General features: G+C 66.3%; 19 protein-coding genes, 1 other RNA gene and 1 pseudogene. 11 read left to right on the top strand and 10 right to left on the bottom strand.

Annotated elements, in window-relative coordinates; all coding sequences use genetic code 11:
• Positions 1-135: 135 nt before the first annotated feature.
• Both ACR652_RS04890 and ACR652_RS04885 read right to left on the bottom strand, forming a co-directional pair.
• Positions 136-345, bottom strand: a complete 210-nt coding sequence (locus ACR652_RS04890; protein ID WP_434505394.1) for a hypothetical protein — start codon at positions 343-345, stop codon at positions 136-138.
• A 570-nt stretch (positions 346-915) separates the two neighbouring features.
• Complete coding sequence (locus ACR652_RS04885) at positions 916-2,556, bottom strand: formylmethanofuran dehydrogenase subunit A (RefSeq protein ID WP_434505393.1); 1,641 nt, start codon at positions 2,554-2,556, stop codon at positions 916-918.
• A 171-nt stretch (positions 2,557-2,727) separates the two neighbouring features.
• Here ACR652_RS04885 and ACR652_RS04880 point away from each other — a divergent pair, with 171 nt between their 5' ends.
• The 5 genes from ACR652_RS04880 (at position 2,728) to ACR652_RS04860 (ending at position 6,224) form a co-directional block, all read left to right on the top strand.
• A complete protein-coding gene (locus ACR652_RS04880; RefSeq protein ID WP_434505392.1) occupies positions 2,728-3,996 on the top strand; it encodes a NupC/NupG family nucleoside CNT transporter in 1,269 nt (422 codons plus the stop codon).
• Between the two features lie 126 nt (positions 3,997-4,122).
• Entirely contained in the window at positions 4,123-4,332 is a 210-nt protein-coding gene (locus ACR652_RS04875) for a hypothetical protein (RefSeq protein WP_434505391.1), read from the top strand.
• Between the two features lie 40 nt (positions 4,333-4,372).
• Positions 4,373-5,188, top strand: a complete 816-nt coding sequence (locus ACR652_RS04870) for a hypothetical protein (RefSeq protein WP_434505390.1) — start codon at positions 4,373-4,375, stop codon at positions 5,186-5,188.
• 74 nt (positions 5,189-5,262) lie between these two features.
• Positions 5,263-5,487: a hypothetical protein gene (locus ACR652_RS04865; protein WP_434505389.1), complete on the top strand. Its 225-nt coding sequence runs from the start codon at positions 5,263-5,265 to the stop codon at positions 5,485-5,487.
• A gap of 80 nt (positions 5,488-5,567) precedes the next feature.
• The gene (locus tag ACR652_RS04860; RefSeq protein ID WP_434505388.1) at positions 5,568-6,224 is read left to right on the top strand and encodes a DsbA family protein; all 657 of its coding nucleotides are present in this window, start codon (positions 5,568-5,570) and stop codon (positions 6,222-6,224) included.
• Between the two features lie 177 nt (positions 6,225-6,401).
• Here the strand turns inward: ACR652_RS04860 and recR are convergent, their stop codons facing one another.
• From recR to ffs, 4 genes are all read right to left on the bottom strand, one after another.
• Positions 6,402-7,007 carry a recombination mediator RecR gene (recR, locus tag ACR652_RS04855; protein WP_434505387.1) on the bottom strand — a complete coding sequence of 202 codons (606 nt, stop codon included), beginning with the start codon at positions 7,005-7,007 and terminating at the stop codon, positions 6,402-6,404.
• A 55-nt stretch (positions 7,008-7,062) separates the two neighbouring features.
• Entirely contained in the window at positions 7,063-7,386 is a 324-nt protein-coding gene (locus ACR652_RS04850) for a YbaB/EbfC family nucleoid-associated protein (protein ID WP_434505386.1), read from the bottom strand.
• A gap of 12 nt (positions 7,387-7,398) precedes the next feature.
• Positions 7,399-9,237: a DNA polymerase III subunit gamma/tau gene (locus tag ACR652_RS04845; RefSeq protein ID WP_434505385.1), complete on the bottom strand. Its 1,839-nt coding sequence runs from the start codon at positions 9,235-9,237 to the stop codon at positions 7,399-7,401.
• Between the two features lie 104 nt (positions 9,238-9,341).
• Positions 9,342-9,438: signal recognition particle sRNA small type (ffs, locus tag ACR652_RS04840), an RNA gene on the bottom strand.
• 7 nt (positions 9,439-9,445) lie between these two features.
• Between ffs and ACR652_RS04835 the strand changes: the two are divergent.
• From ACR652_RS04835 to hisG, 6 genes and pseudogenes are all read left to right on the top strand, one after another.
• Positions 9,446-10,198 (top strand): annotated as a pseudogene (locus ACR652_RS04835) (FkbM family methyltransferase); the annotation flags it as partial.
• The gene (locus ACR652_RS04830) at positions 10,092-10,625 is read left to right on the top strand and encodes an FkbM family methyltransferase (RefSeq protein WP_434505384.1); all 534 of its coding nucleotides are present in this window, start codon (positions 10,092-10,094) and stop codon (positions 10,623-10,625) included. The pseudogene ACR652_RS04835 and the gene ACR652_RS04830, both read left to right, overlap by 107 nt.
• A gap of 133 nt (positions 10,626-10,758) precedes the next feature.
• A complete protein-coding gene (locus tag ACR652_RS04825) occupies positions 10,759-11,541 on the top strand; it encodes a hypothetical protein (RefSeq protein WP_434505383.1) in 783 nt (260 codons plus the stop codon).
• Positions 11,542-11,675: 134 nt separating this feature from the next.
• A complete protein-coding gene (locus tag ACR652_RS04820) occupies positions 11,676-12,689 on the top strand; it encodes a hemerythrin domain-containing protein (RefSeq protein WP_434505382.1) in 1,014 nt (337 codons plus the stop codon).
• 164 nt (positions 12,690-12,853) lie between these two features.
• Positions 12,854-14,014, top strand: coding sequence for an ATP phosphoribosyltransferase regulatory subunit (locus ACR652_RS04815; protein ID WP_434505402.1), 1,161 nt, complete (start codon positions 12,854-12,856; stop codon positions 14,012-14,014).
• Complete coding sequence (gene hisG, locus ACR652_RS04810) at positions 14,011-14,973, top strand: ATP phosphoribosyltransferase (protein WP_434505381.1); 963 nt, start codon at positions 14,011-14,013, stop codon at positions 14,971-14,973. Before ACR652_RS04815 ends, hisG begins: the two co-directional genes overlap by 4 nt.
• Before the next feature lie 21 nt (positions 14,974-14,994).
• On the opposite strand, the gene ACR652_RS04805 is transcribed toward hisG, so the two are convergent.
• The 4 genes from ACR652_RS04805 to thrC form a co-directional block, all read right to left on the bottom strand.
• Positions 14,995-15,300, bottom strand: coding sequence for a hypothetical protein (locus tag ACR652_RS04805; protein ID WP_434505380.1), 306 nt, complete (start codon positions 15,298-15,300; stop codon positions 14,995-14,997).
• Position 15,301: 1 nt separating this feature from the next.
• Positions 15,302-16,063 (bottom strand): WecB/TagA/CpsF family glycosyltransferase, encoded by a 762-nt coding sequence (locus tag ACR652_RS04800; protein WP_434505379.1) that lies wholly within the window; start codon positions 16,061-16,063, stop codon positions 15,302-15,304.
• 78 nt (positions 16,064-16,141) lie between these two features.
• Entirely contained in the window at positions 16,142-16,750 is a 609-nt protein-coding gene (locus ACR652_RS04795) for a GNAT family N-acetyltransferase (protein WP_434505401.1), read from the bottom strand.
• A 14-nt stretch (positions 16,751-16,764) separates the two neighbouring features.
• Entirely contained in the window at positions 16,765-18,171 is a 1,407-nt protein-coding gene (gene thrC / locus ACR652_RS04790; RefSeq protein ID WP_434505378.1) for a threonine synthase, read from the bottom strand.
• Positions 18,172-18,234: the final 63 nt, after the last annotated feature.

The following is an 18,234-nucleotide window of genomic DNA, read 5'->3' as shown; positions in this document are numbered from 1 at the left end:
CGCAACGCCAATCCGCGTCCCTATAAATGGAAGGCGAAAGGCGAGGCTATCCTCGAAAAAATCCATCGGGCCCGCGCGGCGCTCGACAAAGCCCACGCCGCTTGAGTTTTTGGGCGGCAATTGAGAGTCAGGACACTAGCGCAGATTGAGCGGCGCGGCCCCGACCTTGTTCATGAGCGTGCGAACCTCGTCCGCCTGCTCGAACAGGCTCGTCGCGGCGTCCCGCGCGCCGGCGCGCTCCTGACGCTCCCACTCCTTGAGCAGAACGCTCAAATGCTCGCCGAGGGCTTTGTGGATAACGGCGATTTCGTTTCTCGCGAGCGGAACGTTGAATGTGTCGGTCATCTGCTTCTCCGTTTCGCGGGCGCTTTAGCACGCCTTCTCCCGGGTCCATAGCGGCTCCGTCAATTGTCCCGGCGGGGGCCGCCCCCGAGAGGCCGCCCCGTCCAGGAATCCGGGCGGATTGCCGTCGACAAATGATTGATTGAAAGGCGCTTTATCGCGTCTGATAGATTTTTTGCATAGGGCTATTTTTAGACCTGTTCAAAGCAGAGGGCTTCGTGTAGGAACTGTCTTGCCCTTCTGGGGAAGAAGATTTTCGGACACGAACCGAAGCGCGCCCAAGTCGGGGAGGAAAGAAAAACGGACGCACCCGGTGCGTCCGTTTTTTTGCAAAAAAAATGGGCCGCCGAGTGACCAGCGGCCCAAGTCAGGGAGGAAACGCTCAACGATCGTTGCTAGGCAACCCTGTCAGAGCGACTCCGATTATATTGTGCGGCGCACAAAATTCAAGGCGCAACTCAGCCTGCGCCGCGATCATCACCCAATCTGGGCGGCAAACCCGCGCTACGCGCCAAAATCGCCGCGCCCTCGCGGCTCTCCCCGAGACCCGCCGTTTCGCTTGTAACATCCGCCTCACATGCGTCGGCGCGACGAGGTCTCTTCGAAGAAATCCCTGTTGGGCAGAGCGCCATCCTCGACGCAGAACATCTGGCGCCCAAGCCCGTACGACTCTTCGTAATAGGCGTCGAGACGCGTATTCATCTGGCTATTGTAATCCGGCCGCACGAACAGGGTCTTCCCCCGCGTGAAGCGTTGCGCCTCGCCGTCGCGCACGACCAGTTCGCCGTCCTTGAAAACATAGGCCGTGCGCCGGAACATCTCGGCCTTGTCCTTGTGGACCTTGTAGACGGCGATATCCGCAATTGCGCCCGCGCCCAACTGCCCGCGATCGTCGAGCCCGTAAAGCTTGCGAGGCGCGGCGCGCGTCATCGTGGCGATTTCAGAGAGCGTATATTCGCGCTTGATGGACGGCAGGGTGGTCATTTCCAGCACGTCCGCCGGCAGCCGCGACATCCATTGCGCGCGCCGGTCGGCGCTCATCAGCAGAGCGAACACTTCGGGATAGGTCGTGAAGGGCGCGCCATTGGGATGGTCTGTCGTGAAGAAGACCCGCATCGGGTCCTCCGTCAGCAGGAACAGCTCGAGTCCCGCCGCCCATTGCACCGCATTGTAATAATCCGAGATGCGATAGGAATAGGGAACGACGCCGAGACCATTGGCGTCGCCGTCGTGGATGAATCCCTTTTTGGGCCGCGCGCTGGGAAGACTGTTCAACTGCTTCATAACGTCGGTGGAGATGGTCACCGTGTCCGCGAACATCACCTGCCCGACGTCCAGCGTGATGTTTTTGTTGGCGTTCACCTTCTCCGCGAAGCGCGCGGCCGCGGAGGAGAACCCGTGCTTGCCGTCCTTGCCGTAGGCGTAGAACTGCGCATGCGCGAGGTGCAGCGGCGCGCCCTGCATGGCGTCGATCGTCGCCAGCGCCGTCTCCACATTGCCGGCGAGCCCCAGATTGCTCATGTGAAGATGCAGCGGATGCGCAATTCCTGTCGCGGAGACGGCGCGCTGAAGTCGCGCGACGATCTCCCGCGCGGAGATCCCATATTCGGGAAGCGCGTCGTCGAGCGCGAAGGAGCGCAGGTTTTGCTTGCAGCCGCACACGCCGCCGGGGTTGGCGCATTTGATACCGATGGCGCGGGTCGAATGAAGCGTTGCCCCCACATAATCCGTGAGCGCGGCGTCGCTTTCGCGGTCGCGCAAGGCGCTGAGCAAGAAGTCGTCGTTTCCGAGAACGGTCAGAAAGCCCTTGTCGATGATCGGAATGTCCGCCATCTCGAGATGCGCGTGCAGCGCATGATGCGGCAGCACCGCCGGCTCGATGACGACGGTGAAACCAAGCTGTGCGTACAAGCGCCCGGTCTCGAAAGCGGTCCATCCCGCCTCGGACAGCGGCGTGCTCCCGGGACGGGCGCGATGGGCATGATGCGTCTCGGGAAGCAGAAGGCGGGCGGTGTTCACTCCGCCGCCAGCGATGTGCGAATGAATATCAATCGCGCCTGCCATGATCACATGACCCGCGGCATCATATTCGACGTCGGCCTTTCGGTGATCGGGACGCGCGACGATGCGTCCATTTTCGAACCAGACATCCTCGACCCGATCGACGCCATTGACCGGATCGACAACGTGACCACCGTGAAGACGAGTCAGCATGTCGCATTCCCATGAACTGAATGTCTTCTAAGCTTGTTTTGAGGTTGAGGCAACGCGGGCGCCATCCGTTCACGGGCGAAGACCTCGAGCTTCAGTCTTTCCTCTCCAATTCCAATATGCTGAAATCAGCCGCGCACCCCCGCCGCGCGTGCGCCCGGAGAGTCGTTTAGCATGACAAGCCCGCTTCCAGAATTTTTGCGCGCGGCGCTCGCCATCGCCTTTTTCATTGGCGTCGCCTTCCTCGCAAGCGACGATCGCCGCGCCATCCCGTGGCGCGTCGTTCTTGGCGGGCTGGCGCTGGCGGTCGCCGTCGCGCTGTTGCTTATTTATGTTCCGCCCGCACGACACGCGCTGCTGCTGGCGAACAAGGCGGCGCACGCCATTCAGACGGCGACGGACGCGGGCTCGGGTTTCGTCTTCGGCTATCTCGGCGGCGGCGCGCCTCCGTTCGAGGAAAAGAACCCGGCCGCGAGTTTCATTCTGGCGTTCAAGGCGCTGCCGATGGCGCTGACGATTTCAGCGCTTGCGTCGCTCTTGTTTTACTGGGGCCTGTTGCAGAAGGCGGCGGGCGCCTTCGCGTGGCTCCTGGAGCGGGCCATGGGGGTGAGCGGTCCGCTCGCGCTCGGCGCCGCCGTGCATGTTTTCGTCGGCATGATCGAGGCGCCGCTGCTCATTCGTCCCTATCTGCGGCGCATGCAAAGCGGTGAATTATTCGCGCTGATGTCCTGCGGAATGGCCGGCGTCGCCGGCACGGTCATGGTGATCTACGCCAGCTTTCTGTCGCCTCTCATTCCCGACGCGCTGGGACACATTCTGGTCGCGTCCATCATCGCCACGCCCGCGGCGCTGGCGATCGCGGCGATCATGTCGCCCTGGGAGCCCGGCGCGGATTGCGGCGAAGCGCATCTCCTGACGGAGGAGAAGCCCGCCAACGCTTTCGACGCCATCATCAAGGGCGTGGCCGACGGCGTAGGTCCACTGGTCGGCGTCGTCAGCGTTCTCATCGTCACCATTGCGCTCGTCACGCTGGTGAACATGGCTCTGGCCAATCTGCCGCCGGTTGGCGGCGAGCCGGTCAGCCTGCAAAGCCTTTTCGCCCTGCTCTTCCGCCCGGTCATGTGGCTCATCGGCGCGCCCTGGGAGGAAACGCGAACCGCGGCGTCGCTGATGGCGACGAAGACCGTCGTCAACGAATTCGTCGCCTATCGCAACATGAGCGCGCTGCCGCCGGAAGCGCTGTCTCAGAAAACGCGCTTGATTCTCACTTACGCGCTTTGCGGCTTCGCCAATTTCGGCAGCATGGGCATTCTTGTCGGCGGGCTCAACGCAATGCTTCCCGAGCGGCGCGGGGAGATCGCCCGTCTCGGCCTGCGTTCGATTCTCTCGGGAACCATCGCGACCTGCATGAGCGCGACCATCGCCGGGCTGCTGCTCCCCTGAGTTGAAGGGAGTTTGTGGATAACCTTGCGGGCGGTTGAGAACCGGCCCGCGCTGTGCACAAAGGACAGCAACGGCCCTCCCCTGCCGATCTCCTTGATTCCAGCCACGATAGAGGTCACCCCCACCATGTTTACCACGACGATCCGTTGCCCGCGCTGTGGCGGCGCGCATGTCTGCGTCGAAGTCATCAAGAGCACGATCTTTCCTGAGGGAAATCTGTTTTGCGCCGGCTGGGTGAATGGCGAGGCGAGGGCCTATTGTTTCGATTGTGACGAGGCGGAGCTGCGCGAACGCGCCGAACAAACATCGGCAGCGGCCTCATCTGCGGCGAAATAGGCGGGCAGCCTCGTCGAGGGTCAGGAAGAGGGGTCTTACGATGCGAACCGCCTGGTTTCTCGTCGCGGTCACATTTGCCGCCGCTGCCGGGCCGGCCGTCGCGGCCGATTGCACGCCCGCGCCGGCGCCCGCCTCCTGGCGGGCGGAGGGCGCCGCGATCCCCGCGACCGTTCCCGACGACCCGAAGGCGCTCAACCCTCTGACGCTCGTTCTGTTGCGTCACGCCGAAAAGCCCATGCGCGCGGATGGTGTGATGATCGAGGACGGCAATCTGGGCCGGCAGGCGCTGGACCGGCTCGCCCGCCTGCCGGATCGGCTGCTCGCGCAGTTCGGCTGTCCGGATCTGCTCGTCGCGCCAAACCCCGCGGTCAAGATGCACAACAAGGTCACGGGCGACTATTTCAATTACATCCGGCCGCTTGCGACCATCGCTCCCCTCGCGGAGACGATCGAATTCCCCGTCTGGACGCCCTACGGCTACAATCAGAACGATCTGCTTGCCCGCGATCTCCTCGCCGACAAGGCGCTGGCGCCGCGCGAGAACGGCAAGGCGCGCGTCGTTTTCATCGCCTGGGAGCGCAAGAATATCCGCAAGTTGTACGAGGCGCTGGGACGGCTCGGCCGGCTGGCGCCGCGAGAGGGGGCGACGGTCTCGGTCGACGGCGCCGCCTATAAATGCGAAAGCCCCGCCGTCTGGGAGCAATGCGACTTCGACTCGCTCTGGCTCGTGCATGTCCAGGATGGCGGCGTCTGCCTGACGCGCCAGCAGGAGAATCTGAACACGGCCGGTTTTCAGAAGCACTGCAAGGGCGCCGAAAGCACCACCGACACGCCCGACGAGCCGCAAAACAGGTAGCTCGACGGCCCCTCCCCTTCATTCAGCGCGGCCGGCGCCTTATGTTGCATCAAAAATAGGCCAGGGGAGGATATATGTCTCAATTACAAAACCGGCGCGGTCCGCAGGAGCCGCAGGAGCGCAGCCAGACGCCGCTGTGGTTCGCCATTGGCGGCCTGGTCATCAGCCTCGCCAGCTTCAGCCTGCAGGATCTGATGATCGGCGACGTGGTGTTCTGGGCCGGGGGCGTCTTCGCCGCCATCGCGCTGGTCTATTACATCTTCCAGCCGACGCACGGATTGCCGACCGGCCGGCGCTAGCGCCCCCGCCGCGAGGGGTTTGCCTTGGCGGGTTGAACGACTATGTTCGGCCCGCCGATCATTCCAGCCATGGGCCTGACATGTCCTTCCCGCTTCCTGCGCTCACCCGCCGCCGCCTCCTCGCCGCCGCCGGCGTTCTCGCCTTCGCCGTTTCGCCGGCCATGGCCGACAAATCCGGCTCCGGCTCGGTGTCGGTCATGGAGCTGATGGCGCCGAACGCCCTGCCCGACATCGTGGAGGGCGACGCCAACGCCCCGGTCACCATCGTCGAATACGCCTCCATGACGTGCAGCCATTGCGCCGCCTTCCATCAGGAGGTCTATCCGACGCTCAAGAAAAACTACGTCGACACCGGCAAGGCGAAATTCATCCTGCGAGAATTCCCACTCGATCCGCTCGCGACGGCCGCCTTCATGCTGGCGCGCGAGATGGGCGACAAGCGCGACGCCGTGGTCGATCTGCTGTTCGCCCAGCAGAAGAACTGGGCCTTCGTCGACAAGCCGCTGGATGGTCTGGCCAATGTGCTCAAGCAGGCGGGACTCGGTCAGGAAAGGTTCGAGGCGGTCCTCAAGGATCAGGATCTCTACAAGAAGGTGACCGACGTGCGCGCCCGCGCCACCGACAAGTTCGGGGTCAATTCGACGCCGACCTTCTTCATCAACGGCGAGAAATATACGGGCGAGATGACCGTCGCCGATCTCGAAAAGATCATCGCCGCCAAGACGCCCGCGAAGTGAGTTCGCTGAATCCCTCCCCTTTACGGGGAGGGTGGCCCCGCGAAGCGGGGTCGGGTGGGGTCAGCCCCATCGGCGGTGTAGCGGCATTGACCCCACCCGTCGCGCTGCGCGCGCCACCCTCCCCGCAAGGGGGAGGGATGAGAACACGCAGGTTGCCGCACCTCCTGAGAGGACGCTCTAAAAAACCGTCCGGCGCTCCAGCGCGGCGGCAAGCGTGCCCTCGTCCAGATAGTCCAGTTCGCCGCCCACGGGCACGCCATGGGCGAGCCGGGTCACCTTGACGCCGAAGGGCTGGAGCACGTCCGCGATGTAATGCGCGGTGGTCTGTCCGTCGACGGTGGCGTTCACCGCCAGCACGATTTCCCGAATCTCTCCGCCGCGCAGGCGCTCGACGAGGCTGGGGATGGCGAGGTCTTCCGGGCCCACGCCATCCAGCGGAGAAAGGACTCCGCCGAGGACATGGTACCGCGCGTTGAGCAGCCCCGCCCGCTCCAGCGCCCAGAGATCGGAGACGGTCTCGACCACGACGAGGATCGAGGGATCGCGGCGCGGATCGCGGCAGATCGCGCACGGGTCGCTGGTGTCGATATTGCCGCAGACCGGGCAGACGACGATGCGCTCCTGCGCGACGCGCATGGCCTCAGCCAGCGGCGCAAGCAGCTCCTCACGCTTGCGGATGAGATGCAGCACGGCCCGCCGCGCCGAGCGCGGCCCGAGGCCCGGCAACCGCGCCAGCAATTGCACGAGACGCTCGATTTCCGGTCCTGCGACCCGTTCCGCCATTGCGTGGATATCCAATCGACTCCCTCTCCCCGTTGACGGGGAGAGGGGGAAAAAATCAGAACGGCAGCTTGAAGCCCGGCGGCAACTGGATGCCGCCCGTCATCGCCTTCATCTTCTCGGCCATCACCTCATCCGCCTTGTTGCGGGCCTGCATATGGGCGGTCAGGATGAGGTCCTCCAGAATTTCCTTTTCCTCGGGCTTCACCAGGCTCGGATCGATGAAAATCGACTTCATCGCGCCCTTGGCGGAGAGCCGCACCTTCACGAGCCCGCCGCCCGCCTCGCCCTCGACCTCGGTGTTTTCGAGTTCGAGCTGCGCCTCGGCCATCTTGGCCTGAAACTGCTGCGCCTGCTTCATCAGGCCCATGAAGTCCATCATCGATGCTTCTCCTCAATCGTCCTCGGGCGGCGACATGTCGTCGTATTGAACCTCGGGCGCCTCGCCGGCCTCGGAAGGGGCGGCCGCGACGGCCTCGTCCCGGCCGCGCACGGCGATGATCTGGGCGCCGGGGAAATGCGCGAGCACGCTCGCCACCACGGGGTCCGCCTCGAGCCCCGAGCGGCGCTCCCGTTCGGCCGCCTCGCGCTTCTCCCTCAGCGTCGGCGCGCCGCCGGAGGAGACGACCGACACCATCCAGCGCTCGTTGGTCCACTGCTGCAACCGCTGCGTCAGCAGGGAGGCGAGCTCGCGCGCGCCGCCGGGCGCAAGCTCGAACTCGATGCGGCCATGCTCGAAGCGCACCAGCCGGACCTCGGAGTCCAGTGCGATCTTCAGGCGAATGTCGCGCTTTTCCTCCGCGAGCGCGACGAGCGCCTCGAAACTCGCGAGGGCGGCGCCCGGCGCCGCGGGCGCCGGCGGCGCGACAGCGGGTCTGGCGACGGCGCTCGCGCGCGGGGCCGGGGCGGCGACGCTCGCGAGCGGCGCGCCACGCGGCGGACTTGCCGCAGGCGCGGCCGCCGGCGCACCGCCGGGCGCGCCATGGCCCAATTGTTTCAGCACGTCTCCGGGCGTCGGCATGTCGGCGACGTAAGCGAGCCGCACCAGCACCATGTCGGCCGCCTGAAGCGGGCGTTGCGAGCCGCGCAGCTCGTCGACGCCCTTCATGAGAATCTGCCAGGCGCGGGTGAGCGCCGGAACGGAGAGCCGCCCGGCCGCGTCCTGCCCGCGCCGCTGCTCCTCGGGGGTCAGCGCCGCGGAGTGCGCGGTGTCCGGCGCGAGTTTCAATCGCGTGGCGAGATGCGTGAACTCCGCCATCTCCAGCAGCACCTGCGCCGGATCGGCGCCGCCATTGTATTGATCTTCGAGCTGCGCGATGGCGCTGGCGACGTCGCCCGCCATGACCGCCTCGAACAGATCGATGACGCGCGACTTGTCGGCGACGCCCAGCATGAGGCGCAGATCGTCGGCGGCGATGGCGCCCGATGCGCCATGCGCCGAGCCATAGGCGATCGCCTGATCAAGAAGCGAGAGCGAATCGCGCACCGAGCCCTCCGCCGCCCGCGCGATCATGGCGAGCGCGTCGGGCTCGATCTCCACCTTCTCCTTTGCGCAGATGCCGCGCAGATGCTCCGCCAGCAGCCCGGCGTCGATGCGGCGCAGGTCGAAGCGCTGACAGCGCGAGCGCACCGTCACCGGCACCTTGTCGATTTCGGTGGTGGCGAAGATGAACTTCACATGCTCCGGCGGCTCTTCCAGCGTCTTCAGCAGGCCGTTGAAGGCGGCCTTGGAGAGCATGTGCACTTCGTCGATAATATAGACCTTGGTGCGCGCCATCACCGGGCGATAGCGCGCATTGTCGATGATCTCGCGAACGTCGTCGATGCCGGTGTGCGAGGCGGCGTCCATCTCCAGCACGTCGACATGGCGGGAATCGATGATCGCCTGACAGTGCACGCCGAGCGCGGGCATGTGGATGGTCGGCTGATTCATGGCCTCCCGGCCGTCCGCCGCCGGCAGCTCGTAATTGAAGGCGCGCGCCAGGATGCGGGCGGTCGTGGTCTTGCCGACGCCGCGCACGCCGGTCAGCAGATAGGCCTGATGGATGCGGCCGAGATCGAAGGCGTTTTCGAGCGTGCGGACCATCGGCTCCTGGCCGATGAGGTCCGCGAAGGTCGTAGGCCGGTATTTGCGCGCGAGAACGCGGTAGGCCGCAGGCGCGGCCTCGGCGCCGAACAGCGACGGCCCGCCATCCTCCAGCGATGGCCTCGGCTGGGTCTGCTCGTGGTCCATCTCATATCCGCTAAAGCGCTTTCCCGTGGCGGCCGGTTTGGCGACGGAAAGCGCGCTCCAAAAACGAAAGGCGCGAAAGCACTGGGCTCCGCGCCTGTCGGATCGGTAGGAGGCTGGACGAAGACCCGCTCAAGCTCGTTAGGGCTGCTTCCTTCCGGACCTGACCCGGTTGGCGAGTGAAACGTCCAACGCCAACCTCCCGCGCCTTATGTGGCAGAGGACGCGGCGCGATGCAAGAGGGGCGGCGACGCGCGGGCGCCACGCAAGGCCGGAGCCCCTCGCCGGCTCGACGGCGCGCCAACTCCTTGCAAATTTTGACGAAAGCTATAGCTGTGCATTTCGTGGATCGGGCGGAAAGCATTTTCAGCGTCGCAGGGGGAGCGAAATGAGGCGCATTCTGGATGAATACAATGCTCTGCGGCGCAAGCTGGTCCCTGCGTCCAAGAATGATCTCGACTGGCGCTCGAATGAAATCAGGGCCCATCTGAACAGGATCGAGCAAAAGCTCGCGACGCCGGCAATCGAGCCGCCGCCTCCTCCTCCGCCGCCGCCCGTGAAGCCTGAGCGGTACAGCCTCGCCGCGACGAAAGACGGCTACATGCTCACATTCTCCGACGACATGGTCATCGGCCGAAGCCTTCGAGATCAGGGCCATTTTCAGGAAGAAGACATTCGCAAAGCCGTCAGCTTGCTCGAACAGAAGAATTACAGGGTCAAGCGCGACGTGTTTCTCGATATTGGCGCAAATATCGGCACCCATACCGTCTACGCCCTGCAGTACGGCTTTCAGAGAGCGATGTGCGTCGAGGCGGACCGGGAAAATTTTCGTCTGCTGAAGATCAACCAGATCTTGAATGGCGTTGACGCCCGTTGCGCCAATATTTGCGCCGCCGCGTCTGTCGACGCAGGCGACGCGGACATCGAGCTGTCTCCGACGAACTACGGCGACCATCGGATCTCGGTTCCAGAAAAGCGTTCACGGCGAAACCTTCTGGGACAAGCAGAGGATCAGAACGGAGACGATCGACAGAATGGTCGAAAACGCCAACCTATCCCTGGACGAGATTGGTTTCGCCTGGATCGACACACAGGGACACGAGGGGCATGTTCTGGCGGGAGGCAAGGCGTTTCTGGCTGCCTCGATTCCGTTCGTCGCGGAGTTCTGGCCCTATGGACTGGACAGGAGCGGCGGCTGGGGGCTCCTGCGCGACGCTCTCGTCAGCTCCCAGAGGGAGATTTATGATTTGAGGAAATCCATCGAGGAGGGACGCCTCGCAGCAACAACGATCGTAGAACTGGACCTTCTTTACGACTCCTGGCTGAAACAGGAATCTCGCGAGAGTTCTCCTCATACCGATCTTCTCCTTACGGAGAAGCTGCCGGGCTGAATTTCTGAAGGAAGCGAGTCCGCCAAGGGCCGCGCCCGCACCGGGATCGCGCGGCCGCCTCAAAAAACCTCTGGCGCGGCAGCCCGTTCCGTGGCCCATACTGGCGCCCGCGAAAACGCGAGGGGGGCGTCAGGTGCTCGTTCACATCGGCATATTGCATCTCTGGATGGAGCAATCGACGCCGGTCATGGCGCTGACGCTGGCCATGGCGATGGGCGGGCTGGCGCTGTTCCTCGCCTGGCTGAGCTTCGCCTCGCCCTTTTCGGCGATGGTTCAGCACGGGCGCGGGGTGGTCCCGCCGTTTGTCGGAGTCCCGGCGGTGCTCTTCGGCCTGCTGATGACCTTCATGTCGCAGGATGTGTGGGACGCCAACCGCCGCGCCTATCGCGCCGTCGCCCTCGAGCGCGAGCAGCTTTCCACGCTCATCGCGCTGACCGACCACGGAACGGACGTCGCCGGCGTGCCGCGCGCCATTCGCGGCTATGTGGAGGCCGCCGTCGGCCTCGAATGGAAGACCATGGAGACCGGCGAGGAGTCGCCCGAGGCCGAAGCCGCGCTCAATACGCTGACCCGCGCCGTCAGCAGCGCGAAGATCGAACCGGCCTTTCAGCGCGCGCTCGTCGACACGGTGCTGAAACTGCGCTCGGCGCGCGAGCAGCGGCTCGCCATTAGCGGCGCCTATCCTGACGACCGGAAATGGGCGGCGGTTCTCCTCATCGCCTTCATCACCCAGATCAGCCTCGCCGTGGTGCATCTCGATCGGGTCGGGCCGCAGCTTTTGTCGCAGGCGATCTTCTGCGCGGCGGCCATCGTCGCCATCTCGCTCGTCGCCGCGGTGGAGGAGCCCTATGCGCCGCCCAAGGCCGTGAGCTCCGATCCGCTGGAAAGTCTGCTGGAGAAACTCCCGGCCGGGTGAGCGCGCAAGGCAGCCCCTCGCCCGCTCTCCCCCGCTTCGCCGGGGAGCGCCGTCTCGGAACAGCCCAATCGCCCGCGGCGTTAGGCGCGTAACGGCTGGCCGGGGCGTTGCGACCAGAAGACCGAGGAAACCCCATGGCGAGGCAAAGCGACGAACGCGATGCGGACATCTCCGCCAAAGGCGCGCAGGACAGGGCGGCGGGCAACGGCGAAAGGCAAAAGACGGACGCCATCGAAATGCTCAAGTCGGACCATCGCCGGGTCGAGCAGCTTTTCGACAAATATGAGCAGGCGCGCCGGCGCGCGGAAAAATCAAAGCTCGCGCAGCAGATTTGCCTCGAGCTGACGATTCACGCGCAACTGGAGGAGGAAATCTTCTACCCCGCCTGCCGCGAGCATGTGGACGATCCGCTACTCGACGAAGCCCAGATCGAGCACGACACGGCCAAGATCCTCATCACAGAGGTGGCCATGGGGACGCCGACCGCCGATCCGCTCTTCGACGCCAAGGTGAAAGTCTTGGGCGAATATATGCGCCACCACATCCGCGAGGAGGAACAGGGTCCCGAAAGCATCTTCGCCAAGGCGATCGAGGGCGGCGTCGATACGGCGGCGCTCGGGCGGCGCCTCATGGCGCGGCGCGAGGAGCTGATGGACCGGTTCGACGAGGAGCTGCTGCTGCCGCAGCCGAAGGCCCTGCATGTGACGCTGGCGCAGGAAGAAGAAGTCTGGTCGGAGCCGGCGCGCGGCGAGATGCGGGGCGGCCGCGGCCGCGAGGCGCAGGGACGCGGGCGCCAGGAAGGTTGGGGCGCCCGCAGCGAAAGCCGCGGCAGGGACGAGCGCGAGGAAGGCGGCTATGACGAACGGCGCTCCGCGCGGGGCGGCGGCTGGGAGGAGCGCGCCGGCGGGCGCGAGGAGGGCCGCCAGAGCGAGCGCGGCTGGCATGGCGACCCTGAAGGACACGCCCAGGCGGCCCGGCGCGGATGGGACGAGCGCGAGGGCGAATCGCGCCATTCGCGCGGCCGCGAGGAGGAGCGGGGCTGCCGGAGCGGCGAAGGCCAGCGCGGCGGACAGGAGCACAGGGGATGGGCGGGCGATCCCAAGCGCCATTCCGAGGCGGCGCGGCGGGGGTGGGAACACCGGCGCTGACGCCCGGCGGTCATATTGACGTGAGATCAGGGCCGCGCCCCGCCGGGCGCGGCTTTTTCTTTTGGCCAGACGCGGAAAAACCCGCCCGGCGTTCACCTTTCCGCCGGAAAGCGGGTGCGCCGCCCTGACGCAGTTGCTAAAGAAGCGTCGACATCGGAAGGAATATCGTGACCGCAGCCCCGGACAGACACGGAGCCGAGACGCTCGCCGCCATCCTCGCCTATTTCGAGCACGCGGGATTTGCACGCCATGAGCCCAGGCTCCTTCAGCCCGCCGGCGTCTTTCTCGATCGCTCCGGCGAGGATTTTCGCGGCCATCTCTATCTGACGACCGACGCCTCGGGCGCCGAACTCTGCCTGCGTCCGGAATACACCATTCCCGTCTGCCGGGATTATCTCGCCTCGTCCCGCGCCGGACAGCCCGCCGCCTTTGCATACGGCGGCTCGATCTTCCGCGCGCCCACGCATGGCGAAACGGGCGACGGCGAATTCCTCCAGGCAGGCGTGGAAAGCTTCGGCCGCGAGGATCGCGAGGCCGCCGACGCGGAAATCCTGGGCGCGGCGCTCGACGCCGCCCGTGCGGCGGGCGCGGCCGGCCTCTCGGTGCGGCTGGGCGACGCCGGGCTCGTCGCCGCCTTTCTCGACTGTCTGGACCTGCCGCCGGTCTGGCGCCGGCGCGTCGAGACGGGACATGCGCGCGGCCTTCCGCTCGCGGAGATTTTCTCGGCCCCGCAGCGTCACGGCGCCGAAAAGGCCGGCGTGCTCGCGGCGCTGACCAGGGCCGATCCCGCCGACGCCCGCAGGCTCGTGGAAGATCTGCTTTCCATCGCGGGCATCACGGCGGTCGGCGGCCGCAGCGCCGCCGAGATCGCCGAGCGCTTTCTCGATCAGGCGACGCTCGCCGAAGGCGCCGGCGTTTCGCCCGAGAAGCGCGCGCTGGCGGAAGCCTTCTTCCTCATCGAGGGCGCGCCGGACATCGCCTCCGCGGCCCTGCGCCAACTGGCCGAAGACGCGAAGCTCGACCTGACGGCGGCGCTCGACCGCTTCGACACGCGCGCGAGTTTCATCGCCGCGCGCGGTCTCGATCTCGACCAGATGCTCTTCTCGGCAGGCTTCGCCCGCCACCTGGATTACTACTCGGGCTTCGTTTTCGAGGCGCGCCACCCGGCGATGGGCGAGCCGGTCATCGGCGGCGGCCGTTACGACCGGATGCTCCGGACGCTCGGCGCGACCGCCGACATTCCGGCGGTGGGCGCCGCCATCTGGATCGACCGGCTTGAGAGCGCCGCGCGCGCGCGAGACGCGGCGTCGGGAGGCGCGGCATGACGCAGAAACTCATCCTCGCGACGCCCTCCAAGGGCCGCCTTCAGGAGAACGCCAACGCCTTCTTCGCCCGCGCCGGCCTCGAGCTGACGCAGGGGCGCGGCGCTCGCGACTATCGCGGCGCCATCGCCGGGCTCGAGGGCGCGGAAGTGGGCTATCTCTCCGCCTCCGAGATCACGCGCCGCCTCGCGCTCGGCGAGGCGCATTTCGGCATCACCGGCGAAGACCTCGTGCGCGAGGAAATCGCCGACCCCGAGAGCAAGGTGGAGCTGCTCGCGCCGCTCGGATTCGGCCACGCCAATGTCGTGGTCGCCGTGCCGCAGGCGTGGATCGATGTGCGGACCATGGCCGATCTCGCCGACGTGGCCGACGGGTTCCGCGCGCGTCACGGGCGCGGGCTGCGCGTGGCGACGAAATATGTCAACACGACGCGCCGCTTCTTTGCGCGGAATGGCGTCAGCGACTATCGCATCGTCGAAAGCTCCGGCGCCACGGAAGGCGCGCCCGCCGCCGGCTCGGCCGATCTCATCGTCGACATCACCACCACCGGCGCGACGCTCGCCGCCAATGCGCTGAAGGTGCTCGACGACGGCGTGATCCTGCGTTCGCAGGCCAATCTCGTCGCCTCGCTGACCGCGCCCTGGAGCGACACGGCGCGCGAGGCCGCCCGCGTCATCCTCTCCCGCATCGCCGCCGAGGAAGCCGCCCGCACGACGCGCGAGGTGCGCGCGTCCCTGCCCCTCGACGACGCGACCCTCGCCGAGGCGCAGGCGGCGTTCGGCGCGGCCCTTTCCGCCCGCCACGGCGATGCGGCGACCTTCGTCTGTCCGACCAAACAGGTCGCCTCGCTCGCCGACTGGTTGATCGGCAAAGGCGCGAAAAGCGTGACGACCGCAAGGCTCGATTACGTCTTCCATGCCGGCAACGCGCTGTGGTCGCGGCTCGCGGCGCGGCTCGGGTAGCGGCGCGGGGCGCCGCAGCCGTCAATGCGGCGTTGAAACAGCCTTGTCAGGGGTTTCAGGCGCTTCGACGGGCGGGGCGCAGTCGCCGAGAATCGGACAGGCCCCCGGCAGGGTGGGAACGGTCCCGACGCGCGGGTCCGTCGGCCCCTCGTCTCCATCCAGAATATCGCTCGGGGCCGTGCGGCCTGCCGGCGCGGGCGGCGCGCCGAATGCGGCGCGCTGAAGGATGTCGTCGCGGGCCGCGAGCCCCACAATCAGCGATAACAGGCCAAGCGCGATCAGCGCGCCCGCCCGAACTCCGAAAGTCTTTTTCCGTTCCGGCGTCACATCAGCGAGTCTGCGTCAGCAGCAGATAGGCCGCAAGGGGGTTGGTCGTCAGATAGCGCAGCAGAAGCCGCCGTGGCTCCAGCCCGAGACGAAAGGCCCATTCCAGCCCCGCGCTCTGCATCCACGACGGCGCGCGTCGCCTGGCGCCCGCGACGAAGTCGAAGAGCCCGCCGGAGGTCTTGATGACTTTCACATTTCTCAGCCGGCGCCGATGCTCGGCCACGAAGGCCTGTTCGAGCGGCACGCCCATGGCCAGCCAGAGAATGTCGGGCGCGAGCGCATTGATCTCGTCGAGCTTCGCGGCGAGTTGCGCGCCCTTCAGATAGCCGTGACTGCGCCCCACGATCGTCAGCCCCGGCGCCGCGCGCCGCGTCGCCTCGCAGGCGGCGCGATTGACCTCCTCGCTTGCGCCGAGCAGATAAAAGCTCGCGCCCGTCCGCTGCGCCATCAGGGCCACGAGCGGGTAGAGATCGGTGGTGGCGACGCGTTCGGGCAAAGGCTTGCTTGAAAAGAGATGCGACGCCGTCACCAGGGGCTGTCCGTCGGCGGCGATGGAGTCGGCGCAGTCGAGGAGCGCGGCGAACTCCCTGTCCAGAAAGCGACGCGCCAGCACTTCGCCATTGGCGGAGGTCAGATAATATGGCCCCTCCGCCCGCGCCGGCGCGGCGGCCAGATCCAGAATGAGCTGAGCGGTCTGCATGAGGTCGAGCTGCGCAATGGCGGCGCCGCCAACGCAGCTCGTCTCAATCCCGTCGATGGCCAAGCGGCTCCTCCCATTTGCGACCAATGTCGCAAATTAGGAGAAAACTGCCTTAAGCGCAGCTATAAAGTCGGGTGATGGTCAAGGATCGGTTTTCCCCGGCTTGCCGGGCGGCATGCGGTCGGATTCGAGCAGCGCGAACAGCAGGTGGTCGCGCCACTGGCCGTTGATCGCGAGATAGGATCGCGCATAGCCCTCCTGCTTGAAGCCGACGCGTTCGAGAAGCCGCTTGGAGGGCTCGTTGTTCGGCAGGCAGGCGGCCTCGATGCGATGCAGCCCCTGCTTTTCGAAAATATAGGCGCAGGCGGCGCGCACGGCGCGCGTCATATAGCCCTTGCCGGCGTGGGGCTCGCCCATCCAGTAGCCGAGGGTGGCGGCCTGCGAGACGCCACGGCGCACATAGCCGAAGGACAGGCCCCCGAGCAGCACGTCGTCCTCCTCGCGGAACAGGAAAAAGGAATAGGCCTCGTCGCGCGCCATCTCCTCCGCATGCCGGCGCACGCGATAGCGGAAGCTCGCGCGGGTCAGGTCATCCACCGGCCAGATCGGCTCCCAGGGCGTGAGAAAGCCACGGCTCTGCTCGCGCAACGTGGCCCATTCCACGTAATCGCGCATTTCCGAGGGGCGCAGATAGACGCCCTCGCCCTGTATCGGCATGTCGCGGCGGCCCAGAACGCCGAAGATCGCCATATTGCTGCTCTCCATCAGACCTGCGCCGCGCGCGCGCGTTCCGTGATGAAGGAGGTTACGCGCGCCTCGTCATTTTCAAGAACGGTGAAGCGCTCCGGACCTCCCAGCCGCGCCGCGATGGCGTCCGGCAATCTCGGCCGATGGCCGATGGCGCGCTCGATCGCCTCGGGGAATTTGGCGGGATGGGCCGTCGACAGCGCGACCACCGGAGTCGCCGGATCGGCCTCGAGGCGCACGCGCGCGGCCCTGACGCCGGTCGCCGTATGCGGATCGAGCACATAGCCGGCCTCGCGCCAGGTGCGCGCGATTTCCGCCGTCGTCTGCGCCTCGCCGACCGAGAGCGCGTCGAATTCGGCGCGGATGATTTCCTGCGCCGCGGGCGGAATCTCGAAGGCGCCCGATTGGTCCAGCGACGCGAAAGCGGCGCGCACCGTCGCGTGATCGCGCCCGGCGGCGTCGAACAGCAGCCGCTCGAAATTGGAGGAGACCTGAATGTCCATGGAGGGGGACTGGGTCGGAGTCACGCCACGCGGCTCATAGCGCCCCGTCGCGAGCGCACGCGCGAGAATGTCATTGGCGTTGGTCGCGACAATGAGCCGGTCGACCGGCAGCCCCATGCGCTTGGCGATATAGCCGGCCAGCACGTCGCCGAAATTGCCGGTCGGCACCGCGTAGGAAATCCGCCGGTGCGGCGTCCCCAGCGCCACGCCGCTCGTGAAGTAATAGACCATCTGGGCGACGACGCGCGCCCAGTTGATCGAATTGACACCGGCGAGGCCCACGCGCTCGCGGAACGGCCTGTTACGAAAGAGCCGCTTCAAGATGTTCTGCGCGTCGTCGAAGGTGCCCTGCAGGGCGATCGTGTGGATATTGTCGTCCGCCACGGTCGTCATCTGCTTTCGCTGCACGTCGGAGACGCGCCCATGCGGATAAAGGATGAAGACGTCGACGCGCGGCAGGCCGCGAAACGCCTCGATGGCGGCCGCGCCCGTATCGCCCGATGTCGCGCCGACGATCGTCGCGCGCAAGTTCCGCTTCTCAAGCACATCGTTCATCATACGGCCAAGCAACTGCATCGCCAGGTCCTTGAAGGCGAGAGTTGGGCCGTGGAACAACTCCAGCACGAAGAGATTGTCGGCGATCTGCGTCATTGGCGCGATGGCGCGGTGGCGGAAGCTCGCATAGGCGGCCTCGGTCTGGCCGCGCAACGCCGCCTGCGCGGCCGCGTCGGTGAGGAAGGGGCCGATCAGCCGGGCCGCCGCCTCGGCATAGGGAAGGCCGGCCAGCGCGGCGATATTGCCCGGCGAGACATGCGGATAGGCCAGCGGCGTATAAAGGCCGCCGTCCGTCGCGAGGCCGGCGAGCAGAACGTCGTCAAAAGCAAGCTGCGCGGCTTCGCCACGCGTCGAGAGATAGCGCAAGTGTCGGTCCGTCGAGGCTTGGGACGCGCGCTCGAACAGCGCGCCGGAAACCTCTCATATCAC

The sequence above is a fragment of the Methylocystis sp. genome, from assembly GCF_051061225.1.
In the GTDB taxonomy this organism is placed as follows: Bacteria; Pseudomonadota; Alphaproteobacteria; order Rhizobiales; family Beijerinckiaceae; genus Methylocystis.
The sequence above is the reverse complement of the archived record's forward strand: the minus strand, read 5'-3'. Positions and strand labels throughout refer to the sequence as shown.